This window comes from Rhodococcus sp. TAF43, from assembly GCF_052113525.1.
Lineage (GTDB): Bacteria > Actinomycetota > Actinomycetes > Mycobacteriales > Mycobacteriaceae > Prescottella.
Map to the genome: position 1 here is coordinate 167,674 of NZ_JBFRDL010000003.1, position 19,565 is coordinate 187,238.

Genomic DNA, 19,565 nt, shown 5'->3' on the forward strand with positions numbered 1-19,565 from the left:
CAAGATCACAGGCGAAGCATGGCCCGTTTACGTTTTCGGGCAAGGGTTTTCGGCGGAATCGGCCGCGCCCGCGGGTGGCGCCGAATCGTTTACCTCCCCGCTGCACTCCCTTTGATCAGGGAGAACCGTCGCGCCGAACCCGCCGCGCCGAAGAGTAACAATCGTGTCTCGGCCGGCAGATACTGATCAACTGGATCAATTATTCGTTCGAATCCAGGCTGTCTGCAGGGCCTTGCGGTCCACCTTGCCCGGCCCCCGCAGCGGGAGTGAGCGGACGAATTTCACCTCCCGCGGTGCCGCGGTCGCGTCGAGCGAGGCGCCGACATGGGCCCGCAGGTCGTCGACGGTGGGGGCGGTCCCGTCCTCCGGCACGATCGCCGCCACCACCCGCTGGCCGAGTCGTTCGTCGGGGACACCGAGCACCGCGCATTCGCGAACGTCCGGGTGCTCCATCAGGACGGCTTCGACCACCTGCGGCACCACCGTCAGACCGCCGGTGGAGATCGCCTCGTCCAACCGCCCGCGGATCGTCAGGACGCCGTCGGTGACGGTTCCGGCATCGTCGGTGCGGAACCATCCGGGCTCGCTGAAGGCCGGGTGATCGGGAATCCCGCGGTACCCCGATGCGAGCGTGTCTCCACCGAGCAGGACGCGGGAGTCGTCCGCGATGCGGACCCGCACACCGTCGAGGGGTGTGCCGTCGTAGACGCACCCGCCGCACGTCTCGCTCATCCCGTAGGTGCGCACGATCGTCAGTCCGGCGTCGACGGCCCGGCGCAGGAGCGGCGGAGGTGTCGCGGCGCCACCGAGGAGGACGGCGTCCAGTTCGGCGAGTGCGGCGGCCGCCGCGGCGTCGTCGAGGGCCTTGACCAGTTGGGTGGGCACCAGCGAGGTGTAGCGACGTGGCCCCGCCATCGCGTCGACGGCTGCCGGCAGGGTCGCCGGATCGAATCCGCGTGTGACGTCGACGACGACGGGCGCGGCGCCGGCCAGCACGCTCCGCAGCAGCACCTGCATGCCCGCGATGTGGTGTGCCGGCAGTGCCAGCAACCACGACCCGGGCCCGCCGAGCCTGCGGTGTGTCGCGTCGCCGCTGGCCCGCAGCGCGCGCGAGGTCAGCATGGCGCCCTTGGGGACCCCGGTGGTGCCCGAGGTCGCCATCACGAGCGCGATGTCGTCGGCGCCGGGCACATCGTCGATCGCCTCACCCGGACGCAGGGCGTCGCACAGGCGTCTCGTCTCCTGCTGGTCCTGCTCCGGTACCGGTAGGAGGGGTGGGCCGTCGCGGTCGAGGAGTCGTTCGAGCCGGGGCAGGAGGGCCGTCGCCGCGCTACCGGCGGGAATCGGAAGGGTGTGCAGGACCGGGCTCACTCCTCGATGGTTTCACGGGGAGCGTCCCGGTCGGACACGGGTCAGGTCGCCGGTGGACCGGCGAGYGGCCATCCCCCGGACGACAGGTGCGACCGCACGCGGTCCACGTCGGATTCGAGCGGCATCTCGTTGGTGATCTTGGTGATGAGCACCTGGATGTCGGTCTTGGAGATCGGCAGGTCGCCGTCGTCGACCAGGGCTGCGGTCACGATGTCGACCTCGTCCTCCGACAGTCGGCGGGTGAGGAGAGCGAACAGCGGGACATAGTCCTGCTCGGGAACGCCGTTGGGGTAGCCGGCGCGCAGCCAGTCGATGATCGAGGAGAGGAACGGAGGCAGGCTCAATGGTGCTCCTGAACTTGGTCCGTCAGCGGTATTGGTGTTCTCTCGACGCTTCCTGCTCGTCGGAGACGACGGGCCAACCACCCGCGGCGAGGCGCTCGGTGACGCGGGCGATGTCCTCTTCGGTCGGCTGCTCGCGGATGACGCCGGCGATGATGCTCTTCAGCGCGTCGTAGTCGACGTGCCGGTCGGGATGCTCGTGGGCGGTTTCGATCGACAGTTCGACGATCTGCCCGATCTCCTCGTCGGTCAGTCGGCGTCCCAGGACGGCGAGCAGCGCGAAATGGTCCTTGGCGGGAATCCCCTCCGGATAGCCGGCGCGGAGCCAGTCGAGTACCGAGCGAAGCGCGCTCTTGTGTTCCGCCGAGCGGGGCGAGCCATCAGTCGCCGAGCGGTGCGAGTCATCAGTCGCCGAGCGGTGCGAGTCATCAGTCGCCGAGCGGTGCGAGTCATCAGTCACGGATGCGATCACTTTCACGAAGGAGTGGGGACGCGGGTCGGTGCGTTACCTCACTCAGAAGACGTGGATGCCGAAACTGCTGGCCAGGAAGTTCTGCATCAACATCAGTATCCCAGCAATGATCGCGATCAGCACGACGGCGAAGCAGAGGGCGGCTCCGAGCTTGCCGAGCGTCGACGCCTGTCCGTCGGGACCCGGCTGTGCGCCCATGGACAGTGACTTGAGGCCCAGCGCGAAGATGGCGGGCAGTCCTGCCCCGAGCAGTAGTCCGACGAGGACGACCTGCCACAGCGAGTTGGCGGTCTGTGCGAGTAGATCCATCGGTCGTCTCCTTTCAGATCTTGCGGGTGGTGGGCTCGACCTCGGAGGTCTGGTCGGTCACGGCAGCGGCCGTGGCTGTGGTCGTGGCCGAAGCGGCGTCCGCGTCGTTCGTGGGGGCCAGGCCGCCCTCCCACTCGGCGTTGACGTTGCTGGGGTCGATCGGTTCGCGGCGCGACCGGATGTACATGAACGCCGACAGTACGACCAGCAGGGCGAACACGACGATGACGCCCGGCAGGCCGCCGATCACGTGTGCGAGGGCCCAGCAGATCGCGCCGGCGATACCGGCGGACGGCAGCGTGATCAGCCAGGCGACCGCCATGCGGCCGGCGACGCCCCACCGCACCTCGGCACCCTTGCGGCCGAGTCCCGTACCGAGGATCGAGCCGGTCGCGACGTGGGTGGTCGACAGCGGCAGACCGAGGTGGCTCGAGGTCAGGATGATCGCGGCAGACGACGACTCTGCCGCCATGCCCTGCGGGGCAGCGATCTCGACGAGGCCCTTGCCGAGGGTTCGGATGATGCGCCAGCCGCCGAGGTAGGTGCCGAGGGCGATCGCCACCGCGCAGCTGAGCTTGACCCAGAAGGGCATCTCGCTGTCTGCAGTGATGGAGCCGTGGGCGACCAGGGCCAGGAAGATGACGCCCATCGTCTTCTGGGCGTCGTTCGTGCCGTGCGCGAGTGAGACGAGGGATGCCGTGCCGACCTGGCCGATGCGGAAGCCCTTGCTCTTGTTGTCGTCCGGGACGTCCCGGGTGATGCGGTAGATCAGCTTGGTGCCGACCGCGGCGACCAGCGCGGCGACCACGGGAGCCAGCAGGGCGGGGATGATGACCTTGCCGAGCACACCGCCCCACTCGACGCCGCTCATGCCGATCGAGGCGATGGCCGCGCCGATGAGGCCGCCGAACAGGGCGTGCGACGAGCTGGACGGCATGCCGAACAGCCAGGTCGCGAGATTCCAGAGGATGCCGCCCACGAGGCCGGCGAACACGATCAGCAGCAGGTCCTCACCGCTGACGGTCCCAAGATTGACCACGCCCTTGGCGACGGTCGCGGCGACCTCCACGGACAGGAAGGCGCCTACCAGATTGAGGGTTGCAGAGAGTGCCACTGCGACCTTCGGTCGGAGTGCGCCGGTGGCGATGGAGGTGGCCATCGCGTTCCCGGTGTCGTGGAAGCCGTTCGTGAAATCGAATGCGAGGGCAGTGACGACCACTACCAAGAGAACGACGAGCTCTGCGGTCACAAGCGAATTGTGCGTATCGAAAGCGTAAAAGTACAGCGAGCATCCGGTGAACAAGCCGTGATCCCGGTTGCGTCGTCCCATCACCTCGCACGACGGTTCCGGTGGTGTGTGGACACTCACGTTTTTCGGCTGCCTGTGGCCCGCCTCACTACGAAGTCTCACTCACCGGGATGGGCCCTCGGCGTGGGTGTGATCCTCATTACGGTCCTCCGCATCGGGGCTCATGAAGCCTCGGGTAGCGGGGCGAAGGAGTGGGTGGCGCGATGAGAAAAGCGGTCTGGGACATCACTCGACCTCGTGTCTTTACCTAAAGAAACGAAATCGATTACTTGACCTTTACTTGTCGATCCACGTGCTCGGAGCGGCAGCCCTGTAGGGCGTGACCGCACCACCGAGCACGCCCGTTCGTCCCCGGCCCGGTTCCGGGCACTCGAGAAGGAGATTCACAGATCGTGAAGCGAAACAAGACAGCCAAGCTGGTTGTGGCACTCGCCGCAACCGCGGCACTGGTCTCGGCCTGTGCCGGCGAGCGCTCCGGCGACTCGGGCGTCCCGAGCAGCGGCTCGGGCGACACCAAGTCGGCATCCGCGTCGGTCGACAAGTTCGGCACGCTCGCCTCCCCGTGCGGTGAGGGCGACGCCAAGGGCGCTACCGATCAGGGCGTCAGCGACACCGAGATCAAGATCGGCTTCGGTGACGACCGCGGCTACGCCAAGGCCCCGGGCCTCAACAAGGAGATGTCCGACGCCGTCTCCGCGATGATCGAGTGGTGCAACGATCAGGGCGGCATCAACGGCCGCAAGATCGTCGGCACCGACTACGACGCCGCGATGACGCAGGCCAACGCCGTCATGCAGGACGCGTGCCGCTCCGAGTTCATGATGGTCGGCCACGGCTTCGCGATGGACCAGACCTCCGAGCAGACCCGCGTGGCCTGCAATCTGGCGGCTGTCCCCGGCTTCACGGTCTCCCCGGACGCGGCCAACGGCCCCATGACCTACCAGGGCGTGCCGTTCCCCGTCGACATCGCGAACGCGTCGGCGTGGTTCCAGATGGGGGAGATGCACCCCGACCTCAAGAACGACTTCGCGCTGATCGGCTCCACGATGCCGACCATCATCACGTCGCTCACCAAGACCAAGTCCATGGCCGAGGCCGCCGGCTTCAAGCTCAAGGACTGTGGCGTCACCATCAACTACGACGGTGAAGCCAGCTACGTGCCGTTCGCCGAGAAGTTCAAGCAGTGCGGTGCCAAGGGCCTGTGGACCTCGCGTTCGCCGGTTCCGGCCGAGTTCAACCTCATCAAGGCGATCGATCAGGTCGGCCTCGACCCGATCCTGCTCGGTGAGGCCACGTGGTACGCCAACGCCGTCCAGGGCTTCAACAAGGACAGCGGTCTGCTCGACAACCTCAATGCCGGCATGACCTTCCAGATGCTGGAGAACGACGACAACGCCGCCGTCAAGCAGTACAAGGACCTCGTCACGGCCAAGGGTGGCAAGACCGCGCTCCTGGGCATGCAGGCCACGTCCTCGTTCCTGCTGTGGGCCACCGCCGCCGACGAATGCGGTTCGGACCTGACGCGACAGTGCATGATCGACGAGCTCTCGCAGATCCACGAGTGGGACGGTGGCGGACTGCACGCCGTCAGCGACCCGGGTGCGAACATCCCGGCGCAGTGCGGCCTGATGGTCTCGCTGAAGGGCGCGGACTACTCGCAGGCGTTCCCCGCCGATGCCGGCGAGTTCAAGTGCGACCCGAACTACCTGGTCAAGACCGACAAGTCGACGTGGGGCACCGAGCTGGGTGCCGATCGCATCTCGACCAAGTACCTGAACCCGAACGTGATCACGCCCAAGGCATGATCAACTTCGCGCACGGCGCGCAGGCGATGCTCGGCGCCTTTCTCTACTGGCAGCTCCGCTACGGTTGGGGTCTGCCGACACCCGTGGCGTTGATCATCACGCTCGGCATCGCCGGACCGCTCATGGGGCTGCTGCTGTACGCGCTGATCATGCGCGGCCTACGGGACACCTCCGAGGTCACCAAGATCGTCGTCACGGTGTCGATCATGCTCGGCATGCTGTCGCTGTCGACCTGGTTCTGGCACCCCGAAGAAGCCCGCACCATGAAGATGTTCTTCGGTGACGACAGCCGGTTCTCGTTCTTCGGCGCGACGATCCACACCCACGAGATCATCTGCCTGGTCGCCGCGGTCCTCATCGCCGTCGGCCTGCGCTTCCTGTTCACCCGCACCCGCATCGGCGTCTCGATGCGCGGCGTCGTGGACGACCCTGATCTGCTCCGCCTCAACGGGCACAACCCCGAGCGCATCGCCGCGTTCTCGTGGGCACTCGGTTCCACGCTGGCCGTCCTCGCCGGCATCCTGGTCACCCCGATCAGTGGTGGCACGCTCGAGGCCAACCTGTTGACGCTGCTCGTGATCGACGCGTTCGCCGCCGCGATGTTCGGCCGCCTGCGCAGCATCCCGCGCACGTTCGTCGGCGCCATCGTGCTGGGTCTGGCCGGCACCTACGTGCTCGGCTACTTCCCGTCCGAGTGGACGTGGACCTCGAACCTGCGCGTGTCGCTGCCGATGATCGCGCTGTTCGTCGTCCTGATCGTGCTGCCGCAGGATCGGCTGCGCGGCACCGCGGTCCGTACCCGTGAGCGGTACTCGGTCCCGAGCGTGCGCAAGGCCGTCGCGTGGGGCGTCGCCCTGATCGTGATCATCTACCTGATCCGTCTGCTCATGGTCGAGTCCGCGATCACCACCCTGACCCTGGGTGTCTCGTTCGCGATCATCGCGCTCTCGTTGACCCTGCTCACCGGATACGCCGGCGAGATGAACCTGGCGTCGGTGTCCTTCGGTGCGATCGCGACCATCGTCGCGTTCCACTTCGGTGTCTCCGGAACCGGCCTCGCGGCCCGCATGACCATCTGGGGGCTGATCTTCGGGACCCTCGCGGCCGCGGTCATCGGCGGCCTCGTCGCACTGCCGGCGCTGCGCCTGCGCGGCCTGTACCTGGCGCTGGCGACGATGGCATTCGGCGTGTTCCTCAGCAACATGGTGCTGCGCGACACCACCGAGCACGAACTGTTAGGCGTCAAGTTCTCGATCTTCCCCGGCGGCTCCCTCGTGATGCCTCCGATCAAGATCGGCCCGCTGGACCTGAGCAACCAGACGGCGTTCCTCATGACCGCCACCGCCCTGTTCGTGATCCTCGCTGTCGGCGTCATCGCACTGCGCAACAGCGGCTACGGCCGCCGGCTCGCCGCGATGAAGGACAGCCCGGCCGCCTCGGCGATGCTCGGACAGAACCTCGTCAAGCTCAAGCTCAGCGTGTTCATGCTCTCTGCCGGCATCGCCGGACTCGGCGGCATCCTGATGTCGACTGCGATCGGTGCGGTCTCGAACGAGAACTTCTCGATCATGATCAGCCTCACGATCCTGATGCTCACGGTCGTCGCCGGCATCGGCTACGTCACCGGCGCGTTCTTCGGCGGCATCATGGCCGGCATCGGATTCGCGGTCATCATGGTCTCGTTCGGCAACCTGGCCTCCAGCCAGCCCGAGATCGAGGGACTGTGGACCTTCCTGGGTCACCTCGCGGCCGTCAGCCCCGCGCTGATCGGTATGGGCGTCGGCAAGAACCCGTCGGGCACGGTGCACGACGTGATCGAGGGCTACCGCCACCTGCGCAACGCCAAGCCGGTGCTGATCGGCGGCGCGGCCGTCGTCGCACTGTCGTACGTCCTCGCGCTCACCGGCGTGCTGGGCAACTGGTGGTTCGCGACGATCACGATCGTCACGGTGTTCATGCTCCCGGTCATCGGAAAGATGGTCATGCCGGAAGCGGTCCTCGGCAAGGAGGCCGCCGACGCCGCCAAGGGCATCGCGCCCGAGGAGATCGGCATCGACGCGCCCTACACGGAAGAGGGCCTGACGCAGCTCGACCGCGAGCTCGGACTGCCCGCCACGGTCACGGCCCACACCGCTGCGGCCACGGAGCACTTCGCCTCGAAGCCGAAGGAGTTGAGCGTCCATGCCTGACACCCCGATCCTCGAAACCCGGGGCATCACTGTCCGATTCGGTGGCCACGTCGCGGTCAACGACGTCAGCATCACGGTCGAACGCGGATCCATCACCGGACTGATCGGACCGAACGGCGCCGGTAAGACGACGCTGTTCAACACGATCACCGGCCTGCAGAAGCCGGCATCGGGCAAGATCCTGCTCGACGGCCAGGACGTCACCCGGCTCTCGCCCGCCAAGCGGGCGAACAAGGGCCTGGCCCGCACCTTCCAGCGGCTGGAGCTGTTCCTGTCGCTGTCGGTGCGGGACAACATCCGGGTCGCCGGCGACATCCACAGGGCCAACACGCGCAGCAAGATCGACGTGGACGCCGAGACGGACCGGATCCTCGAGCTGACCAAGCTCACCGATGTCGCCGACAAGGACGTCTCGGACATCCCGACCGGACGGGCTCGCGTCGTCGAGGCCGCCCGGGCACTGATGACATCGCCGCGGCTGCTGCTGCTCGACGAGCCCGCGTCGGGCCAGACCGAGCAGGAGACCGAGGACTTCGCGGACCTGCTGCGGTCCCTGGCGGCGGACGGTCTGGCGATCTGCCTCGTCGAGCACGACATCCCACTGGTGATGAAGCTGTGCAAGCAGATTCACGTGCTCGACTACGGCGCCGTCCTGGCGTCGGGCAGCGCGGCGCAGGTGCGCGACGACCCGGCGGTGATCGCCGCCTACATCGGCACGGCAGAGGAGGCAGTGTGATGGCTGTGATGTCGACTGGGGCCACGAACGTGACGGAGACGCTGGACGGGCCGCAGGACGGACCCACCCCGCTGCTCGAATTGGCCGGTGTCCGTGCGAGTTACGGCCCCATCGAGGTGCTGCACGGGGTGGACCTGACGCTCGCGCCGGGCACCGTCATGGCCCTCCTCGGGCCGAACGGCGGCGGCAAGACCAGCACCCTGAAGATCTGCTCGGGCATCCTGCCGATCACGCACGGCGAGCTGCGGATGGCGGGCCGGGTCGTCAACGGCGCCGAGGCGTCGGACCTGGCGAAGCTCGGTGTCTGCTCGATCCCCGAGGGGCGCGGCATCTTCGCCAACCTCACCGTCCGCGAAAACCTGTGGATCGCGACCGGCACGGGCACCGACCTCGCCAAGCTCGAGGAGATCGCCTACACCCGGTTCCCGATCCTCGGGAAACGCAAGAACCAGTTGGCCGGCTCCATGTCCGGCGGTGAACAGCAGATGCTGGCGCTGTCCCGGGCCCTGGGTACCGACCCGACCCTGCTGCTGCTCGACGAGCTGTCGATGGGTCTGGCGCCGCGGATCGTCTCGCAGATGTACGACATCGTCGGCCAGTTGGTCGAGGAGGGTCTGACGATCCTGGTTGCCGAACAGTTCGCCCGCGCCGTGCTGCCGATCGCCGATCGCGCGGCGCTCATGCTCCACGGACGAGTGGTCCGAGTCGGGGCGCCCGACGAAATCGAGAACGACCTTTCCAACAGTTACCTAGGAGGATGACGATGACCACTCTCGCAGATGAGCGTCGTGCCCAGTTCAAGACCGACGTCGCCGACCTCAAGCTCAAGACCGGCCAGTCGCGCGGCGACAGCGTGGCGCGCGTGTCCGGTCTGGTGCTCATGGTCGTCGGTGCCGTGGCGGCCTTCGTCGTGTACGTCTCGTCGCTGACCCAGAACGACCTGCGCGACATCGCGTCGTACCAGATCCTCGCGACCGCGTTCCTTGCGGTGACGGTGATCGGTGCCGCCCTGTACCTGGCCGGTGCGATCGCCAAGGTGCTGCGCCTGTGGCTGCTGCGTCAGCTGCACGAGGGTCAGGCTCAGGCCGACCAGATCGCCGCTGCACTGTCGAAGTAGGCGCTCCGCGCCCGTGCGCCGTTCCGAAGTAGGCGCACGGGCGTGTTCAGCGTAGGTCGCGGCGGATCGGATGGTCTGCAGGGATCTGCACCAGCACGATGGGCACACCGTCGGGGTCGGCGATCCACATCTCGTGCAGGCCCCACGGCTCCTGTCGGGCCTCCCGCACGATCGGCACCTCCGCCCGGACCAGGTCGTCCTGGGCGACGGCCAGGTCGCGCACCTGCATCCACAGCGCGCCCGAGAACCGCGTGTCCAGCTCGGTGCCGCCGTGCGAGGTCACCTCGACCAGCCCCTGTCCGACGAAGAACACTGTGCCGCCGGGGTATTCGCGCGCGATCGCCAGGCCCAGCGTGTCGCGGTAGAACGCCAGCGTCACCTCGTAGTCGTGGGGTCGCAGAATGATCCGGCTGCTGAGAATTTCCACGCTCATGTCCTCCTGATGCTGTTGCCGGGCAATTCTTCCCGAGTCACTCGTCCGGCGCCGGACGGGCCTCGTGCCCCGGGCGGCCGTGCGTACGCCGCGCTTCCTTCATCTCGGCCTCGTACAGGTGCCGGCGACCACCGAGCAGCACGTCGCGCACCGCCTTCTCGTGATCGCGGAACTCGGACCAGTAGCCGTCGTCGAACTCCTCGACGATCTGGAACGTCCACCGCCCCTCGAGGACGTTGCGTCCCAGCATCGACGTCTGCAGGCGTTCGGCGCACGCGGGGTGGCCCGACGTGATCAGCTGCTCCACCGCGTCCCCGAGCTGCCGATCCGCCCGGCCCAGCAACTGGTGGAACGCATACAGGTGGCCGCGGGCCTGCTCGACGGTCTCGAGCGCCTCGGACAGCTTGCCGACCGCCTCGACGGTGGCGTCCGTGACGCCGTCCGGGCGGCGATGTTCAGGCGCGGGTTGCTCGCGGTCGACGGCCATGGGTCCAGTCTGCCTGCTGCCACGCCACTTCCCGTGATCCTTCACGATCGGGGCCCGTGCGCGACGAACCACTCGCGGGCCCGCTCGGCGACCACGTCCAGCGTGCCGGGCTCCTCGAACAGGTGCGTCGCGCCGGGCACGATCTCCAGCTCGTGTTCGCACTCGAGCAGGGCGGCGGCCTTCCGGTTCAGCTCGATCACCGCGGTGTCGAGCGAGCCGACGAGCAGCAATGTCGGCGCCCGGACCATCGACAGGCGTGATCCGGCCAGGTCGGGGCGGCCGCCGCGAGAGACGATCGCGGAGATGTCGGCGTGTGGTTCGGCGGCGGCGTGCAGGGCCGCGGCGGCGCCGGTGCTCGCGCCGAAGTACGCGACCGCCGCCGCCCGCTCCTGCACCCGCGCGGTCACCTCGATGAGCCGGCACGACAGCAGGGGGATGTCGAACACGAGCCGACGGTCGCCCTCCTCGTGCGGGGCGAGCAGGTCGAACAGCAGCGTGCCCAGGCCCACGTCCTGCAGCAGCTCGGCGACGAACCGATTGCGTGGGCTGAACCGTCCGCTGCCGCTGCCGTGCGCGAACACGACCACCGGCAGGTCGCCGGCAGGATCGGTCAGCGCACCCGACAGGCGCACACCGTCAACCGTGAACGAGACCTCGGTGCTCACCTGTCCATTGCACACCCGATCACGGCCCGGCCCAACCCCCGCGCCGCTCCGGAAACGGGCGTGGGGGCCGGGTCGCGCTTCTCGAGGAACGAGTCGCGGCCCTCGACGGCCTCGTCGGTCATGTACGCCATCCGGGTGGCCTCGCCGGCGAACAGCTGCTGGCCGACCAGGCCGTCGTCCTGCAGGTTGAACGCGTACTTGAGCATGCGCTGGGCCTGCGGCGACTTGCCGTTGATCTTGGTGCCCCACTCGATCGCGACGTTCTCGAGCTCGTCGTGATCGACGACCCGGTTGACCGCGCCCATCCGGTGCATCTCCTCGGCCGTGTAGGTGTCGCCGAGGAAGAAGATCTCGCGGGCGAACTTCTGGCCCACCATCTTCGCGAGGTAGGCGCTGCCGTAGCCGCCGTCGAAGCTGCCCACGTCGGCGTCGGTCTGCTTGAAGCGGGCGTGCTCACGCGACGCCAGCGTCAGGTCGCACGTGACATGCAGGCTGTGCCCGCCGCCGGCGGCCCAGCCGTTGACGAGCGCGATCACGACCTTCGGCATGAATCGGATCAGGCGCTGCACCTCGAGGATGTGCAGGCGTCCGGCGCGCGCCTTGTCGACGGTCTCGGCAGTCTCACCGGAGGCGTACTGGTAGCCGCTGCGGCCGCGGATGCGCTGGTCGCCGCCCGAGCAGAACGCCCAGCCGCCGTCCTTCTCGCTGGGGCCGTTGCCGGTGAGCAGCACGCAGCCGACGTCGGAGGTCATGCGCGCGTGGTCGAGCGTGCGGTACAGCTCGTCGACGGTGTGCGGGCGGAAGGCATTTCGGACCTCGGGGCGATCGAACGCGATGCGGACGATGCCCTCGCTGACATGACGGTGGTACGTGATGTCGGTGAGATCCTCGAAACCGGGGACGGGACGCCAGAGCTGCGGATTGAAGGTCACGGAAGCGAGGATAGGCCCCGGGCTCCGGTGTGTCGGGGCACACCTCGCACCGGAACGACTCCACCCCGGCGATACCGTGYAGGGATGAGCGAGCAACTGCGGTCCGACGACCGGTCCGACGCCGACGTCCACGAGCACCACGGCGGGTTCCCGGTGTTCACGCCCGTCCCGGCGGGGCCGAACTTCGGGAGGTTCGTCGAATCGCTGCGGCGGCTGCAGGACCTCGCGGTGTCGACACACATCCCCGACGACGTGGTCGAGGAGGCCATCGCCCGCGCCGACGCCCTGAGCGACATGCTCGAGCAGTACCGGGTTCCCGAGGGCAAGTCGCCGGCGGGCTTCAACTCGCAGCTGCCCGGCCGTGGCAGCCTGCTGCTCCTGCCGTGGCTGTTCGACAAGGTCGACACCGACGGGGTCCGCGCCCGCGGCGTCTTCCGGATGTACCACCGTGGCGGCAACAACGCCGCGCACGGCGGCACGATCGCGCTGCTGTTCGACGACATGCTCGGCATGATCGTGCACGCGTCCGGACACCCGATCGCGCGCACCGGCTATCTGCACGTCAACTACCGCAAGGTCACCCCCATCGAGACCGAGCTGGTGGTCGAGGGCCGCGTCGACCGGGTCGAGGGCCGCAAGCTGTTCTGCACCGTCGATCTGCGCGACCTGGACGGCAATGTCCTGGCCGACTGCGAGGCCCTGATGATTCAGCTGCTGCCGGGCCAGCCGTGACCTTCCCGTCCCTCGACGACGTCCTGGCCGGGGCCCGCGTGGTGAGCCTGCCGATGCGGGTTCGCTTCCGCGGCATCACCACTCGTGAGGCGCTGCTGCTCGAGGGGCCCGCCGGGTGGGGCGAGTTCGCGCCGTTCCCCGAGTACGACGACGCGGAGGCAGCGCACTGGCTGCGCGCCGGTATCGAGGCCGCGTGGGCGGGGCCGCCGACGCCGGTGCGCCGGCGGGTACCGATCAACGCGACCGTCCCGGCGATCGATCCGGCGCGGGTCCCCGAGATCCTCGCCCGCTTCCCCGGCGCGCGGACCGCGAAGGTCAAGGTCGCGGAGAAGGGGCAGACCCTCGCGCAGGACGTCGCGCGGGTCGACGCGGTGCGCGAGCTGATCCCGAATGTGCGCGTCGACGCAAACGGCGGCTGGAACGTCGACGACGCCGTCGCCGCGCTGACCGCGCTGACCGCCGACGGCCCCCTCGAGTACGCCGAACAGCCGTGCGCCACCGTGCCGGAACTGGTGGAGGTGCGCCGTCGCCTGCCGGGTGTCCCGATCGCCGCCGACGAGAGCATCCGCCGCGCCGAGGACCCGCTCAAGGTGGTGCGGGCCGGCGGCGCCGACGTCGCGGTGGTCAAGGTGCCGCCGCTCGGCGGGATGCGGCGACTGCTCGCACTGGCCGACGAACTCGCAGGTCACGGTGTGCCGGTGGTGGTCTCGAGTGCGCTGGACACCGCCGTCGGAATGAACGCCGGCCTGGCCGCGGCGGCCGCGCTGCCCGGGCTACAGCACGCGTGCGGCCTCGGGACCGGGGGACTGTTCGACGCCGACGTCACGGCCGAACCGCGCGAGATGTCGGACGGCACACTCGACGCGAGCCCGGTGTTCCCGGACCCCGACCGGCTCGCCGAATTGGCCGCGCCGGACCCGCGCGCCGACTGGTGGCGCGACCGGCTGCGGCGGTGCCACGAACTGCTCCTCACCGGTGCAGATACCCGCCTCGTATAGTGTCGTGCCCGCCAGAAATGGACCAGTCGATACGGAGGCTTTGAAAGTGGTTGCAGCTCTGAACGAAACCCTGCTGGACGATGCCCGGTTGCCCGCGGTACTCGCGGACGTCCAGGCGCTCGTCGACGCAGAGGTTTCGGACAAGAAGGGTGCGTCCGGCCTGGCGCTCAAGGGCGGATACTCGGCGGTCAAGAAGGTCGGTCCGTCGATCGTGCCCGACGCCATCGAGGGTTTGCTCCCGGCGTTCGTCGCGCGGCTCGAGCCGTTCTGGCAGGAGTTCGTCGCGAGTGGTGAGGGCAGCTTCTCGGCGTTCCTGACCGCGCGCAGCGATGCCGCCGCCGACGCCCTGCTGGGCGTCACCGACGAGCGCATCGAAGGCACCGACAAGGGCGCGATCAAGAAGGTCTACTCGACCCTGCGTCCGTCGGCGAAGAAGCACGTGATCGAGGCGCTGCCGCGCCTGGGTGATCTGGTGCAGAAGCACGCGGCCTAGTCGGCCGAGACAGTGGGCCCGTCCGGCATACCGGGCGGGCCCACTGTCGCTTCGGCGGTGTCAGTACGCGGCGTGGCCGTGGCGCCAGTACCCGGTGAAGGCGATGTCGCTCTTGGGCACGTGCCGGTCGTTGACGAGGTGTCGGCGCACGCCGGTCGCGAGTTCGCTCTCGCCGGCGACGAACGCGTAGAACGGCCCCTCGGGCAGGTCCGACAGGTCGGCCGAGCGCAGTGTCGCGAGCGCCAGCTCACCCGGCCGCGCCGAGGCGTCCTCGCGCACCAGCCAGTGCACGTCCAGGCCGTCGCGCACGGGAACGTCCTGCTTGTCCGGAATGTCACCGGCGTGCGGGATCTCGACGTACGCGCGAACCCGCACGCCCGGGTCCACCGAACGCAGGATCCCGACGATCGCCGGCAGCGCGGACTCGTCGCCTACCAGCAGCTGCCAGCGGGCATCCGGAGTGGGGTTGTAGATCAGGCCCTCGTCGAGCAGGCCGATCCGATCGCCGGGCGCGCACGAGTTGGCCCAGGCCGACGCGGGACCGAGGTCGCCGTGCGAGGCGAAGTCGATGTCGAGTTCGGGGCCGCCCCCGAAAACCCCGCCGGTGGCACGGAACTCGCGGACCGTGTAATTGCGCAGCACCGGACGTACGTCCTTGGGGATCAGCTTGAACTGCGCGAACCACAGGCTGCCACTGGAACCCGGCAGCCGGATGCTCGTCTGCCCGGCTTCCGGGATGAACATGCGGAACCACTGGTCGAAGCCCATCGGGACGAAGCCGCGGAGGTCGTCGCCGCCGATCGTCACGCGGACGAACGACGGGCTGATCTGCTTCGTGCCCAGCACGTGCGCCGAGATGACGGCGCGCTGTTCGGGTTTGACGTACTTGGAGCGTGTGGCCATGACATCCCGTCCCGCGGATCGACAATAGTTTAGCCAACCCTAATGTGAGACTCGTCCTCTTGTGTCAGTCAGGCCGACCGGGCCGCTCGATCCGCCGCACCGGCGGCGTCATGCCCCACTCGTCGCGGCCGAGCCGGCTCAGCGGGGCGATCTTCGCGAACTCCGGCAGGCCGTCGTCGGCCAGCATCTCCGGGCGCACCGCGACCGCGAGGACGTCGCCCATCACGACGAACGAGTTGCCCACCTCGATCACCCGGCGCAGCGTGCACTCGATCGCGACGGGCGCGGCGGCCACACGGCGCGGGCGCACCCGCTCGCTCGGCTCGCTCGCGATGCCGAGGGTCGCGAACTCGTCGGTGCCCGGCCGGTAGGGCGCCGAGCTGGCGTTCACCTCGTCGACGAGCGACTCCGTGGCCAGATTGATCACGAACTCGCCGGTCTCCTCGACGTTGCGGAGGCTGTCCTTGCGGGTGACCGACGTGAACTGGACAACCGGCGGATTCGAACTCGACACCGTGAAGAAGCTGTACGGCGCCAGATTCGGAACCCCGTCGGCCGACAACGTCGAGACCCAGGCGATGGGTCGAGGGACCACCGACGCGGTGAGGACGCTGTAGAAGCGGCCCGGATCGACTCGAGCGGGATCGAAGACTGTACGCACCATCAATCCATCCTGGCAGGACGAGCGTCGGGGTGCCGCGCGGGACGACGGCCGTCGCATCTGCCAATCTTGAAGGCGTGAATCCGTCCACTGCACAAGCCACCGCCGTCGTCGACGAACTGGTTCGCGGCGGGGTACGTGAGGTCGTGCTCTGCCCGGGTTCGCGTAACGCCCCGCTCGCCTTCGCACTGCAGGCCGCCGACGCCGCCGGGCGACTCCGGCTGCACATGCGGATCGACGAGCGCACCGCCGGGTTCCTCGCGGTGGGTCTCGCGGTCGCGGGCGGGCGGCCCGTGCCGATCGTCATGACGTCCGGCACCGCGGTCGCGAACCTCGCGCCCGCCGTGCTCGAGGCCAACTACGCGCGTGTCCCGTTGGTCGTGCTCAGCGCCAACAGGCCCTACGAGATGCTCGGCACCGGCGCCAACCAGACCGTCGAGCAGCTGGGGTTGTTCGGCAGCCAGGTCCGCGCGACCATCAGCCTCGGCCTCGCCGAGGAGGGTGAGGACCAGAACAGCCAGTGGCGCAGCGCGGTCTGCCGCGTCCTCGCCGCCGCCCGCGGCACCCGCTCCGGCAACGCCGGCCCCGTGCACTTCGACATCCCGCTGCGCGAGCCCCTCGTACCCGACGTCCACACGCAGGGCCCGGTCCCCGAGGGACGCCCGGACGGCGCCGCGTGGACCACCACGATGCACGCCACTCTCGACGTCCCGATGGACCTCGACATCACCCCGGACACGGTCGTGATCTCCGGGCACGGCTCCGCGTATCGGCCCGAACTCGCGCACCTGCCGACCGTTGCCGAGCCCACCGCGCCGCTGCACGGCATCCCGCTGCACCCGCTCGCGCTGCCGCAGCTCAAGCCGCGCCAGGCGATCATCACGGGCCGGCCCACGCTGCACCGTCCGGTGTCGAAGCTGCTCGCCGACCCGTCCGTCGCGGTGTACGCACTCACGACCGGCCCGCGCTGGCCCGACGTCTCCGGCAACGTCCTTGCCACCGGCACCCGGGCCGTCGTGTCCGGTGAGCCCGACCCGGCGTGGATCGCGCGTTGCCGGACGCTGTCGGAGCACGCCGACAAGGCGGTGCGCTCGCAGCTTGCGGCGCACCCGAAGGCCACCGGCCTGCACGTCGCGGCCGCGGTGATGGATGCGCTGTCCGACGGCGACCAGTTGCTGCTCGGGGCGTCGAACCCCGTGCGCGACGCCGCGCTCGTCAGCTACCCGCGACCGGGCGTGAAGGTGCTGTCCAACCGCGGTGTCGCCGGCATCGACGGCACCGTCTCGACGGCCGTCGGCGCGGCACTCGCGTACGAGAGCGAGGGCCGGACGGTCGCGCTGCTCGGCGACCTGACGTTCCTGCACGACGCGTCGGGCCTGCTGATCGGCACCGGCGAGCCGCGGCCCGCCGACCTGACCATCGTGGTCGCCAACGACGACGGCGGCGGCATCTTCGAGCTGCTCGAGCAGGGCGACCCGCAGTACGCGGGCGTGTTCGAGCGGGTCTTCGGCACCCCGCACGGCATGGACCTGGCCGCGCTGTGCGCCGCCTACCGCGTCCCGCACCGCCGGGTGGAACTGCCGGACCTGACGGCCACGCTGACGACCCCGGGGGAGGGCGTCCGGGTGCTCGAGGTGACCACCGAACGATCCGGTCTCCGCGAGCTGCACGCCGCCGTCCGGGCACAACTGTGAGGCGGGCGTGAGTCCCCGCATCGCACACCGCGTGCAGGTCGGCATCGTCGCCGTGGCCGCCGGGATCTCGGTGCTCGCGGTCCTGCTCGTGCTCGCGGCGTGGCGCAACGACCGGACCATCGAGTCCGACATGGGCACCGCCACAGCCGAGGTGCTGTCGGCCGGATCGCTGCGCTCCGCGGTCAGCTTCGTCACCCCCGACGGCGTCACCCACAACCCCAAGCTGGGCGTGCTCTACCCGACCAAGCTCACCGCGGGACAGCGCATCGACGTCGAATACGCGCGCAGCGATCCCGACCTGGTGCGGGTCGCAGGTCGCGACGCCAGCGTCGCGATCGTGCCCGCCGGTTCGGTGATCGTCGTGACCTGGATCGTGGCGCTTCCCGTCCTGCTCGTGGTGCGCCGGAAGGTCGACACCGAGGGTTCCTGAGAAGTTCACTCAGGAAGGGTTTCTAAGCTCGACCGATGCGGAGAAGTTCGGAACGGGCCGGGATGATGCTGATCGCCGCCGCGGTGCTGGTGGTGGCGCTCTACCTACTGCGCGACGTCAGTGCGGCGATCTACCGTGCGATCGTCCCGCACACGTCCGAGATACCGGGCGTCGGGCTGATCGCCGACGTCGGGCTGCTCGCGCTCGTCGCGCTGTTCGCGGTCCTCGCGGTGCAGATGTGGCGCACCCGGTCCGTGTACCTCGGGGACCTGCTGATGGGCGGCTTCGGCGTCGTGGTCGCCTACGCACTCAGCGAAGTGATCAAGGTGTTCGTCAGCGAGGAACGTCCCTGCCGGGTCGAACTCGCGCTGACCGACTGCCCGGCCGCCGGCGACTGGTCCTTCCCGAGCAACCACACCGTCATCGCGGTCGGCCTCGCGACGGCGATCGTCCTCGCCTCCGAGCGCGCGTTGTCGTCGCTGCAGCGGGGTCTCGTGATCGCCCTGGCTGCCCTCATCGGCCTGGCCCGCGTCCTGCAGGGCGTGCACTACCCGCACGACGTCCTCGCCGGCGCGATCGTCGGTTCCTCCGTCACCATCGCGGTCGTCGTGATGCTGGTGCCGTGGGCGCGGAACAAGGCGCGCATGCTCACTCGACGGGTACCCGCTGCGGAGGACCAAGCGCAGGAGAGCCCGACGGGGGAGAGCCCGGCGGCGGACATCGGGGCATGAGCGGGTTGGTAGCGTCTTCCGTCGTGGCAGAAACACACGGATCGCGGGCCTCGCTCGAGAAGGATCCGCACGAGGTCGCATCCATGTTCGACGGTGTCGCGAAGCGCTACGACCTGACGAACACGATCCTGTCGTTCGGGCAGGACCGCAGCTGGCGGAAGGCGACGCGCGCGGCGCTCGACCTGAAGCCGGGGGAGCGGGTCCTCGACCTCGCCGCCGGCACCGGAGTCTCGACCGTCGAACTCGGGCGCTCCGGCGCGTGGGTGGTGGCCACCGACTTCTCGAAGGGCATGCTGCACGCCGGACGCGGGCGCCGGGTCCCGATGGTCGCGGGCGACGCGATGCACCTGCCGTACGCCGACGCGGTGTTCGACGCCGCCACCATCTCGTTCGGGCTGCGCAACGTGTCCGACTTCGACGCCGGCCTGCGCGAGATCGCCCGCGTCACCAAGCCCGGCGGACGCCTCGTCGTCAGCGAGTTCTCGACACCGGTGTTCGGGCCGTTCCGCACCGTCTACATGGAATACCTGATGAAGGCGCTGCCGCAGGTCGCCCGCGCCGTCAGCAGCAACCCCGACGCCTACGTCTACCTCGCCGAGTCGATCCGGGCGTGGCCGACCCAGGAACAGCTCGCGAAGCGCATCGAGGACGCCGGCTGGCGGAACGTGCAGTGGCGCAACCTCACCGGTGGCGTCGTGGCGCTGCACCGCGCCATTCGGTGAGCCCGCGCACGCGCCATTCGGTGAGCCCGCTCACG

23 protein-coding genes are annotated in these 19,565 nt (G+C 69.0%); 12 read left to right on the forward strand and 11 right to left on the reverse strand.

The genetic code is table 11. The features are described 5' to 3' along the window. Nucleotides 1-195 precede the first annotated feature (195 nt). The 5 genes from menE to AB4Z09_RS03390 all read right to left on the reverse strand — a co-directional run bounded on the left by menE (nucleotide 196) and on the right by AB4Z09_RS03390 (nucleotide 3,742). On the reverse strand, nucleotides 196-1,371 hold the full coding sequence (gene menE / locus AB4Z09_RS03370; protein ID WP_174912564.1) for an o-succinylbenzoate--CoA ligase: 1,176 nt from the start codon (nucleotides 1,369-1,371) through the stop codon (nucleotides 196-198). A gap of 41 nt (nucleotides 1,372-1,412) precedes the next feature. Continuing rightward, on the reverse strand, nucleotides 1,413-1,715 hold the full coding sequence (locus AB4Z09_RS03375; protein WP_114718737.1) for a DUF3349 domain-containing protein: 303 nt from the start codon (nucleotides 1,713-1,715) through the stop codon (nucleotides 1,413-1,415). A gap of 22 nt (nucleotides 1,716-1,737) precedes the next feature. Next, a complete protein-coding gene (locus AB4Z09_RS03380; protein ID WP_254623033.1) occupies nucleotides 1,738-2,013 on the reverse strand; it encodes a DUF3349 domain-containing protein in 276 nt (91 codons plus the stop codon). A 213-nt stretch (nucleotides 2,014-2,226) separates the two neighbouring features. Beyond that, on the reverse strand, nucleotides 2,227-2,493 hold the full coding sequence (locus AB4Z09_RS03385) for a hypothetical protein (RefSeq protein WP_174912561.1): 267 nt from the start codon (nucleotides 2,491-2,493) through the stop codon (nucleotides 2,227-2,229). Between the two features lie 13 nt (nucleotides 2,494-2,506). Next, nucleotides 2,507-3,742 (reverse strand): anion permease, encoded by a 1,236-nt coding sequence (locus AB4Z09_RS03390; RefSeq protein ID WP_442239164.1) that lies wholly within the window; start codon nucleotides 3,740-3,742, stop codon nucleotides 2,507-2,509. A gap of 452 nt (nucleotides 3,743-4,194) precedes the next feature. Between AB4Z09_RS03390 and AB4Z09_RS03395 the strand changes: the two genes are divergently transcribed. Genes AB4Z09_RS03395 through AB4Z09_RS03415 form a run of 5 tightly spaced genes read left to right on the forward strand, consistent with a single transcriptional unit; the run spans nucleotide 4,195 to nucleotide 9,649 of the window. Further along, nucleotides 4,195-5,607, forward strand: a complete 1,413-nt coding sequence (locus AB4Z09_RS03395; RefSeq protein WP_114718739.1) for an ABC transporter substrate-binding protein — start codon at nucleotides 4,195-4,197, stop codon at nucleotides 5,605-5,607. Continuing rightward, on the forward strand, nucleotides 5,604-7,796 hold the full coding sequence (locus tag AB4Z09_RS03400; RefSeq protein WP_442239165.1) for an ABC transporter permease: 2,193 nt from the start codon (nucleotides 5,604-5,606) through the stop codon (nucleotides 7,794-7,796). The genes AB4Z09_RS03395 and AB4Z09_RS03400 overlap by 4 nt, the downstream gene beginning before the upstream one ends. Continuing rightward, nucleotides 7,789-8,532 (forward strand): ABC transporter ATP-binding protein, encoded by a 744-nt coding sequence (locus tag AB4Z09_RS03405; RefSeq protein WP_174912555.1) that lies wholly within the window; start codon nucleotides 7,789-7,791, stop codon nucleotides 8,530-8,532. Before AB4Z09_RS03400 ends, AB4Z09_RS03405 begins: the two co-directional genes overlap by 8 nt. 8 nt (nucleotides 8,533-8,540) lie before the next feature. Further along, a complete protein-coding gene (locus tag AB4Z09_RS03410) occupies nucleotides 8,541-9,293 on the forward strand; it encodes an ABC transporter ATP-binding protein (protein WP_174914927.1) in 753 nt (250 codons plus the stop codon). A 2-nt stretch (nucleotides 9,294-9,295) separates the two neighbouring features. Further along, nucleotides 9,296-9,649 carry a hypothetical protein gene (locus AB4Z09_RS03415; protein WP_442239166.1) on the forward strand — a complete coding sequence of 118 codons (354 nt, stop codon included), beginning with the start codon at nucleotides 9,296-9,298 and terminating at the stop codon, nucleotides 9,647-9,649. Between the two features lie 46 nt (nucleotides 9,650-9,695). Here AB4Z09_RS03415 and AB4Z09_RS03420 read toward each other — a convergent pair whose 3' ends face one another. Genes AB4Z09_RS03420 through AB4Z09_RS03435 form a run of 4 tightly spaced genes read right to left on the reverse strand, consistent with a single transcriptional unit; the run spans nucleotide 9,696 to nucleotide 12,166 of the window. Beyond that, the gene (locus AB4Z09_RS03420) at nucleotides 9,696-10,076 is read right to left on the reverse strand and encodes a VOC family protein (RefSeq protein ID WP_114718975.1); all 381 of its coding nucleotides are present in this window, start codon (nucleotides 10,074-10,076) and stop codon (nucleotides 9,696-9,698) included. A gap of 43 nt (nucleotides 10,077-10,119) precedes the next feature. Continuing rightward, a complete protein-coding gene (locus AB4Z09_RS03425) occupies nucleotides 10,120-10,569 on the reverse strand; it encodes a hypothetical protein (protein ID WP_174912553.1) in 450 nt (149 codons plus the stop codon). A 41-nt stretch (nucleotides 10,570-10,610) separates the two neighbouring features. Next, on the reverse strand, nucleotides 10,611-11,234 hold the full coding sequence (locus AB4Z09_RS03430; RefSeq protein ID WP_174912550.1) for a dienelactone hydrolase family protein: 624 nt from the start codon (nucleotides 11,232-11,234) through the stop codon (nucleotides 10,611-10,613). After that, nucleotides 11,231-12,166, reverse strand: coding sequence for a 1,4-dihydroxy-2-naphthoyl-CoA synthase (locus tag AB4Z09_RS03435; protein ID WP_442239167.1), 936 nt, complete (start codon nucleotides 12,164-12,166; stop codon nucleotides 11,231-11,233). The genes AB4Z09_RS03430 and AB4Z09_RS03435 overlap by 4 nt, the downstream gene beginning before the upstream one ends. 84 nt (nucleotides 12,167-12,250) lie before the next feature. Here AB4Z09_RS03435 and AB4Z09_RS03440 point away from each other — a divergent pair, with 84 nt between their 5' ends. Genes AB4Z09_RS03440 through AB4Z09_RS03450 form a run of 3 tightly spaced genes read left to right on the forward strand, consistent with a single transcriptional unit; the run spans nucleotide 12,251 to nucleotide 14,389 of the window. Further along, nucleotides 12,251-12,898: a PaaI family thioesterase gene (locus AB4Z09_RS03440; RefSeq protein WP_442239168.1), complete on the forward strand. Its 648-nt coding sequence runs from the start codon at nucleotides 12,251-12,253 to the stop codon at nucleotides 12,896-12,898. Beyond that, nucleotides 12,895-13,896 (forward strand): o-succinylbenzoate synthase, encoded by a 1,002-nt coding sequence (locus AB4Z09_RS03445; RefSeq protein ID WP_442239169.1) that lies wholly within the window; start codon nucleotides 12,895-12,897, stop codon nucleotides 13,894-13,896. The genes AB4Z09_RS03440 and AB4Z09_RS03445 overlap by 4 nt, the downstream gene beginning before the upstream one ends. A gap of 46 nt (nucleotides 13,897-13,942) precedes the next feature. Then, nucleotides 13,943-14,389 carry a DUF6918 family protein gene (locus AB4Z09_RS03450; protein WP_114718745.1) on the forward strand — a complete coding sequence of 149 codons (447 nt, stop codon included), beginning with the start codon at nucleotides 13,943-13,945 and terminating at the stop codon, nucleotides 14,387-14,389. Nucleotides 14,390-14,449: 60 nt separating this feature from the next. On the opposite strand, the gene AB4Z09_RS03455 is transcribed toward AB4Z09_RS03450, so the two are convergent. Together AB4Z09_RS03455 and AB4Z09_RS03460 are read right to left on the reverse strand one after the other, a co-directional pair. Further along, entirely contained in the window at nucleotides 14,450-15,292 is an 843-nt protein-coding gene (locus tag AB4Z09_RS03455) for a siderophore-interacting protein (RefSeq protein ID WP_174912541.1), read from the reverse strand. A 64-nt stretch (nucleotides 15,293-15,356) separates the two neighbouring features. Then, nucleotides 15,357-15,953 (reverse strand): flavin reductase family protein, encoded by a 597-nt coding sequence (locus AB4Z09_RS03460; RefSeq protein WP_429516169.1) that lies wholly within the window; start codon nucleotides 15,951-15,953, stop codon nucleotides 15,357-15,359. Nucleotides 15,954-16,030: 77 nt separating this feature from the next. Between AB4Z09_RS03460 and menD the strand changes: the two genes are divergently transcribed. Genes menD through AB4Z09_RS03480 form a run of 4 tightly spaced genes read left to right on the forward strand, consistent with a single transcriptional unit; the run spans nucleotide 16,031 to nucleotide 19,530 of the window. Beyond that, the gene (gene menD / locus AB4Z09_RS03465; protein ID WP_114718747.1) at nucleotides 16,031-17,647 is read left to right on the forward strand and encodes a 2-succinyl-5-enolpyruvyl-6-hydroxy-3-cyclohexene-1-carboxylic-acid synthase; all 1,617 of its coding nucleotides are present in this window, start codon (nucleotides 16,031-16,033) and stop codon (nucleotides 17,645-17,647) included. A 7-nt stretch (nucleotides 17,648-17,654) separates the two neighbouring features. Then, on the forward strand, nucleotides 17,655-18,077 hold the full coding sequence (locus tag AB4Z09_RS03470; protein ID WP_114718748.1) for a DUF3592 domain-containing protein: 423 nt from the start codon (nucleotides 17,655-17,657) through the stop codon (nucleotides 18,075-18,077). 35 nt (nucleotides 18,078-18,112) lie between these two features. Then, on the forward strand, nucleotides 18,113-18,808 hold the full coding sequence (locus tag AB4Z09_RS03475) for a phosphatase PAP2 family protein (RefSeq protein WP_254622622.1): 696 nt from the start codon (nucleotides 18,113-18,115) through the stop codon (nucleotides 18,806-18,808). A gap of 23 nt (nucleotides 18,809-18,831) precedes the next feature. Continuing rightward, nucleotides 18,832-19,530: a demethylmenaquinone methyltransferase gene (locus AB4Z09_RS03480; RefSeq protein ID WP_114718750.1), complete on the forward strand. Its 699-nt coding sequence runs from the start codon at nucleotides 18,832-18,834 to the stop codon at nucleotides 19,528-19,530. The last annotated feature ends 35 nt before the right edge of the window (nucleotides 19,531-19,565 follow it).

Excerpts from the sequence above, each read along its gene's own strand:
- AB4Z09_RS03385 (WP_174912561.1), bottom strand. The coding sequence starts at position 2,493 with ATGGATCTACTCGCACAGACCGCCAACTCGCTGTGGCAGGTCGTCCTC.
- AB4Z09_RS03400 (WP_442239165.1), top strand. The coding sequence starts at position 5,604 with ATGATCAACTTCGCGCACGGCGCGCAGGCGATGCTCGGCGCCTTTCTC.
- AB4Z09_RS03405 (WP_174912555.1), top strand. The coding sequence starts at position 7,789 with ATGCCTGACACCCCGATCCTCGAAACCCGGGGCATCACTGTCCGATTC.
- AB4Z09_RS03410 (WP_174914927.1), top strand. The coding sequence starts at position 8,541 with ATGTCGACTGGGGCCACGAACGTGACGGAGACGCTGGACGGGCCGCAG.
- AB4Z09_RS03415 (WP_442239166.1), top strand. The coding sequence starts at position 9,296 with ATGACCACTCTCGCAGATGAGCGTCGTGCCCAGTTCAAGACCGACGTC.
- AB4Z09_RS03425 (WP_174912553.1), bottom strand. The coding sequence starts at position 10,569 with ATGGCCGTCGACCGCGAGCAACCCGCGCCTGAACATCGCCGCCCGGAC.
- AB4Z09_RS03440 (WP_442239168.1), top strand. The coding sequence starts at position 12,251 with ATGAGCGAGCAACTGCGGTCCGACGACCGGTCCGACGCCGACGTCCAC.
- AB4Z09_RS03455 (WP_174912541.1), bottom strand. The coding sequence starts at position 15,292 with ATGGCCACACGCTCCAAGTACGTCAAACCCGAACAGCGCGCCGTCATC.
- AB4Z09_RS03475 (WP_254622622.1), top strand. The coding sequence starts at position 18,113 with ATGCGGAGAAGTTCGGAACGGGCCGGGATGATGCTGATCGCCGCCGCG.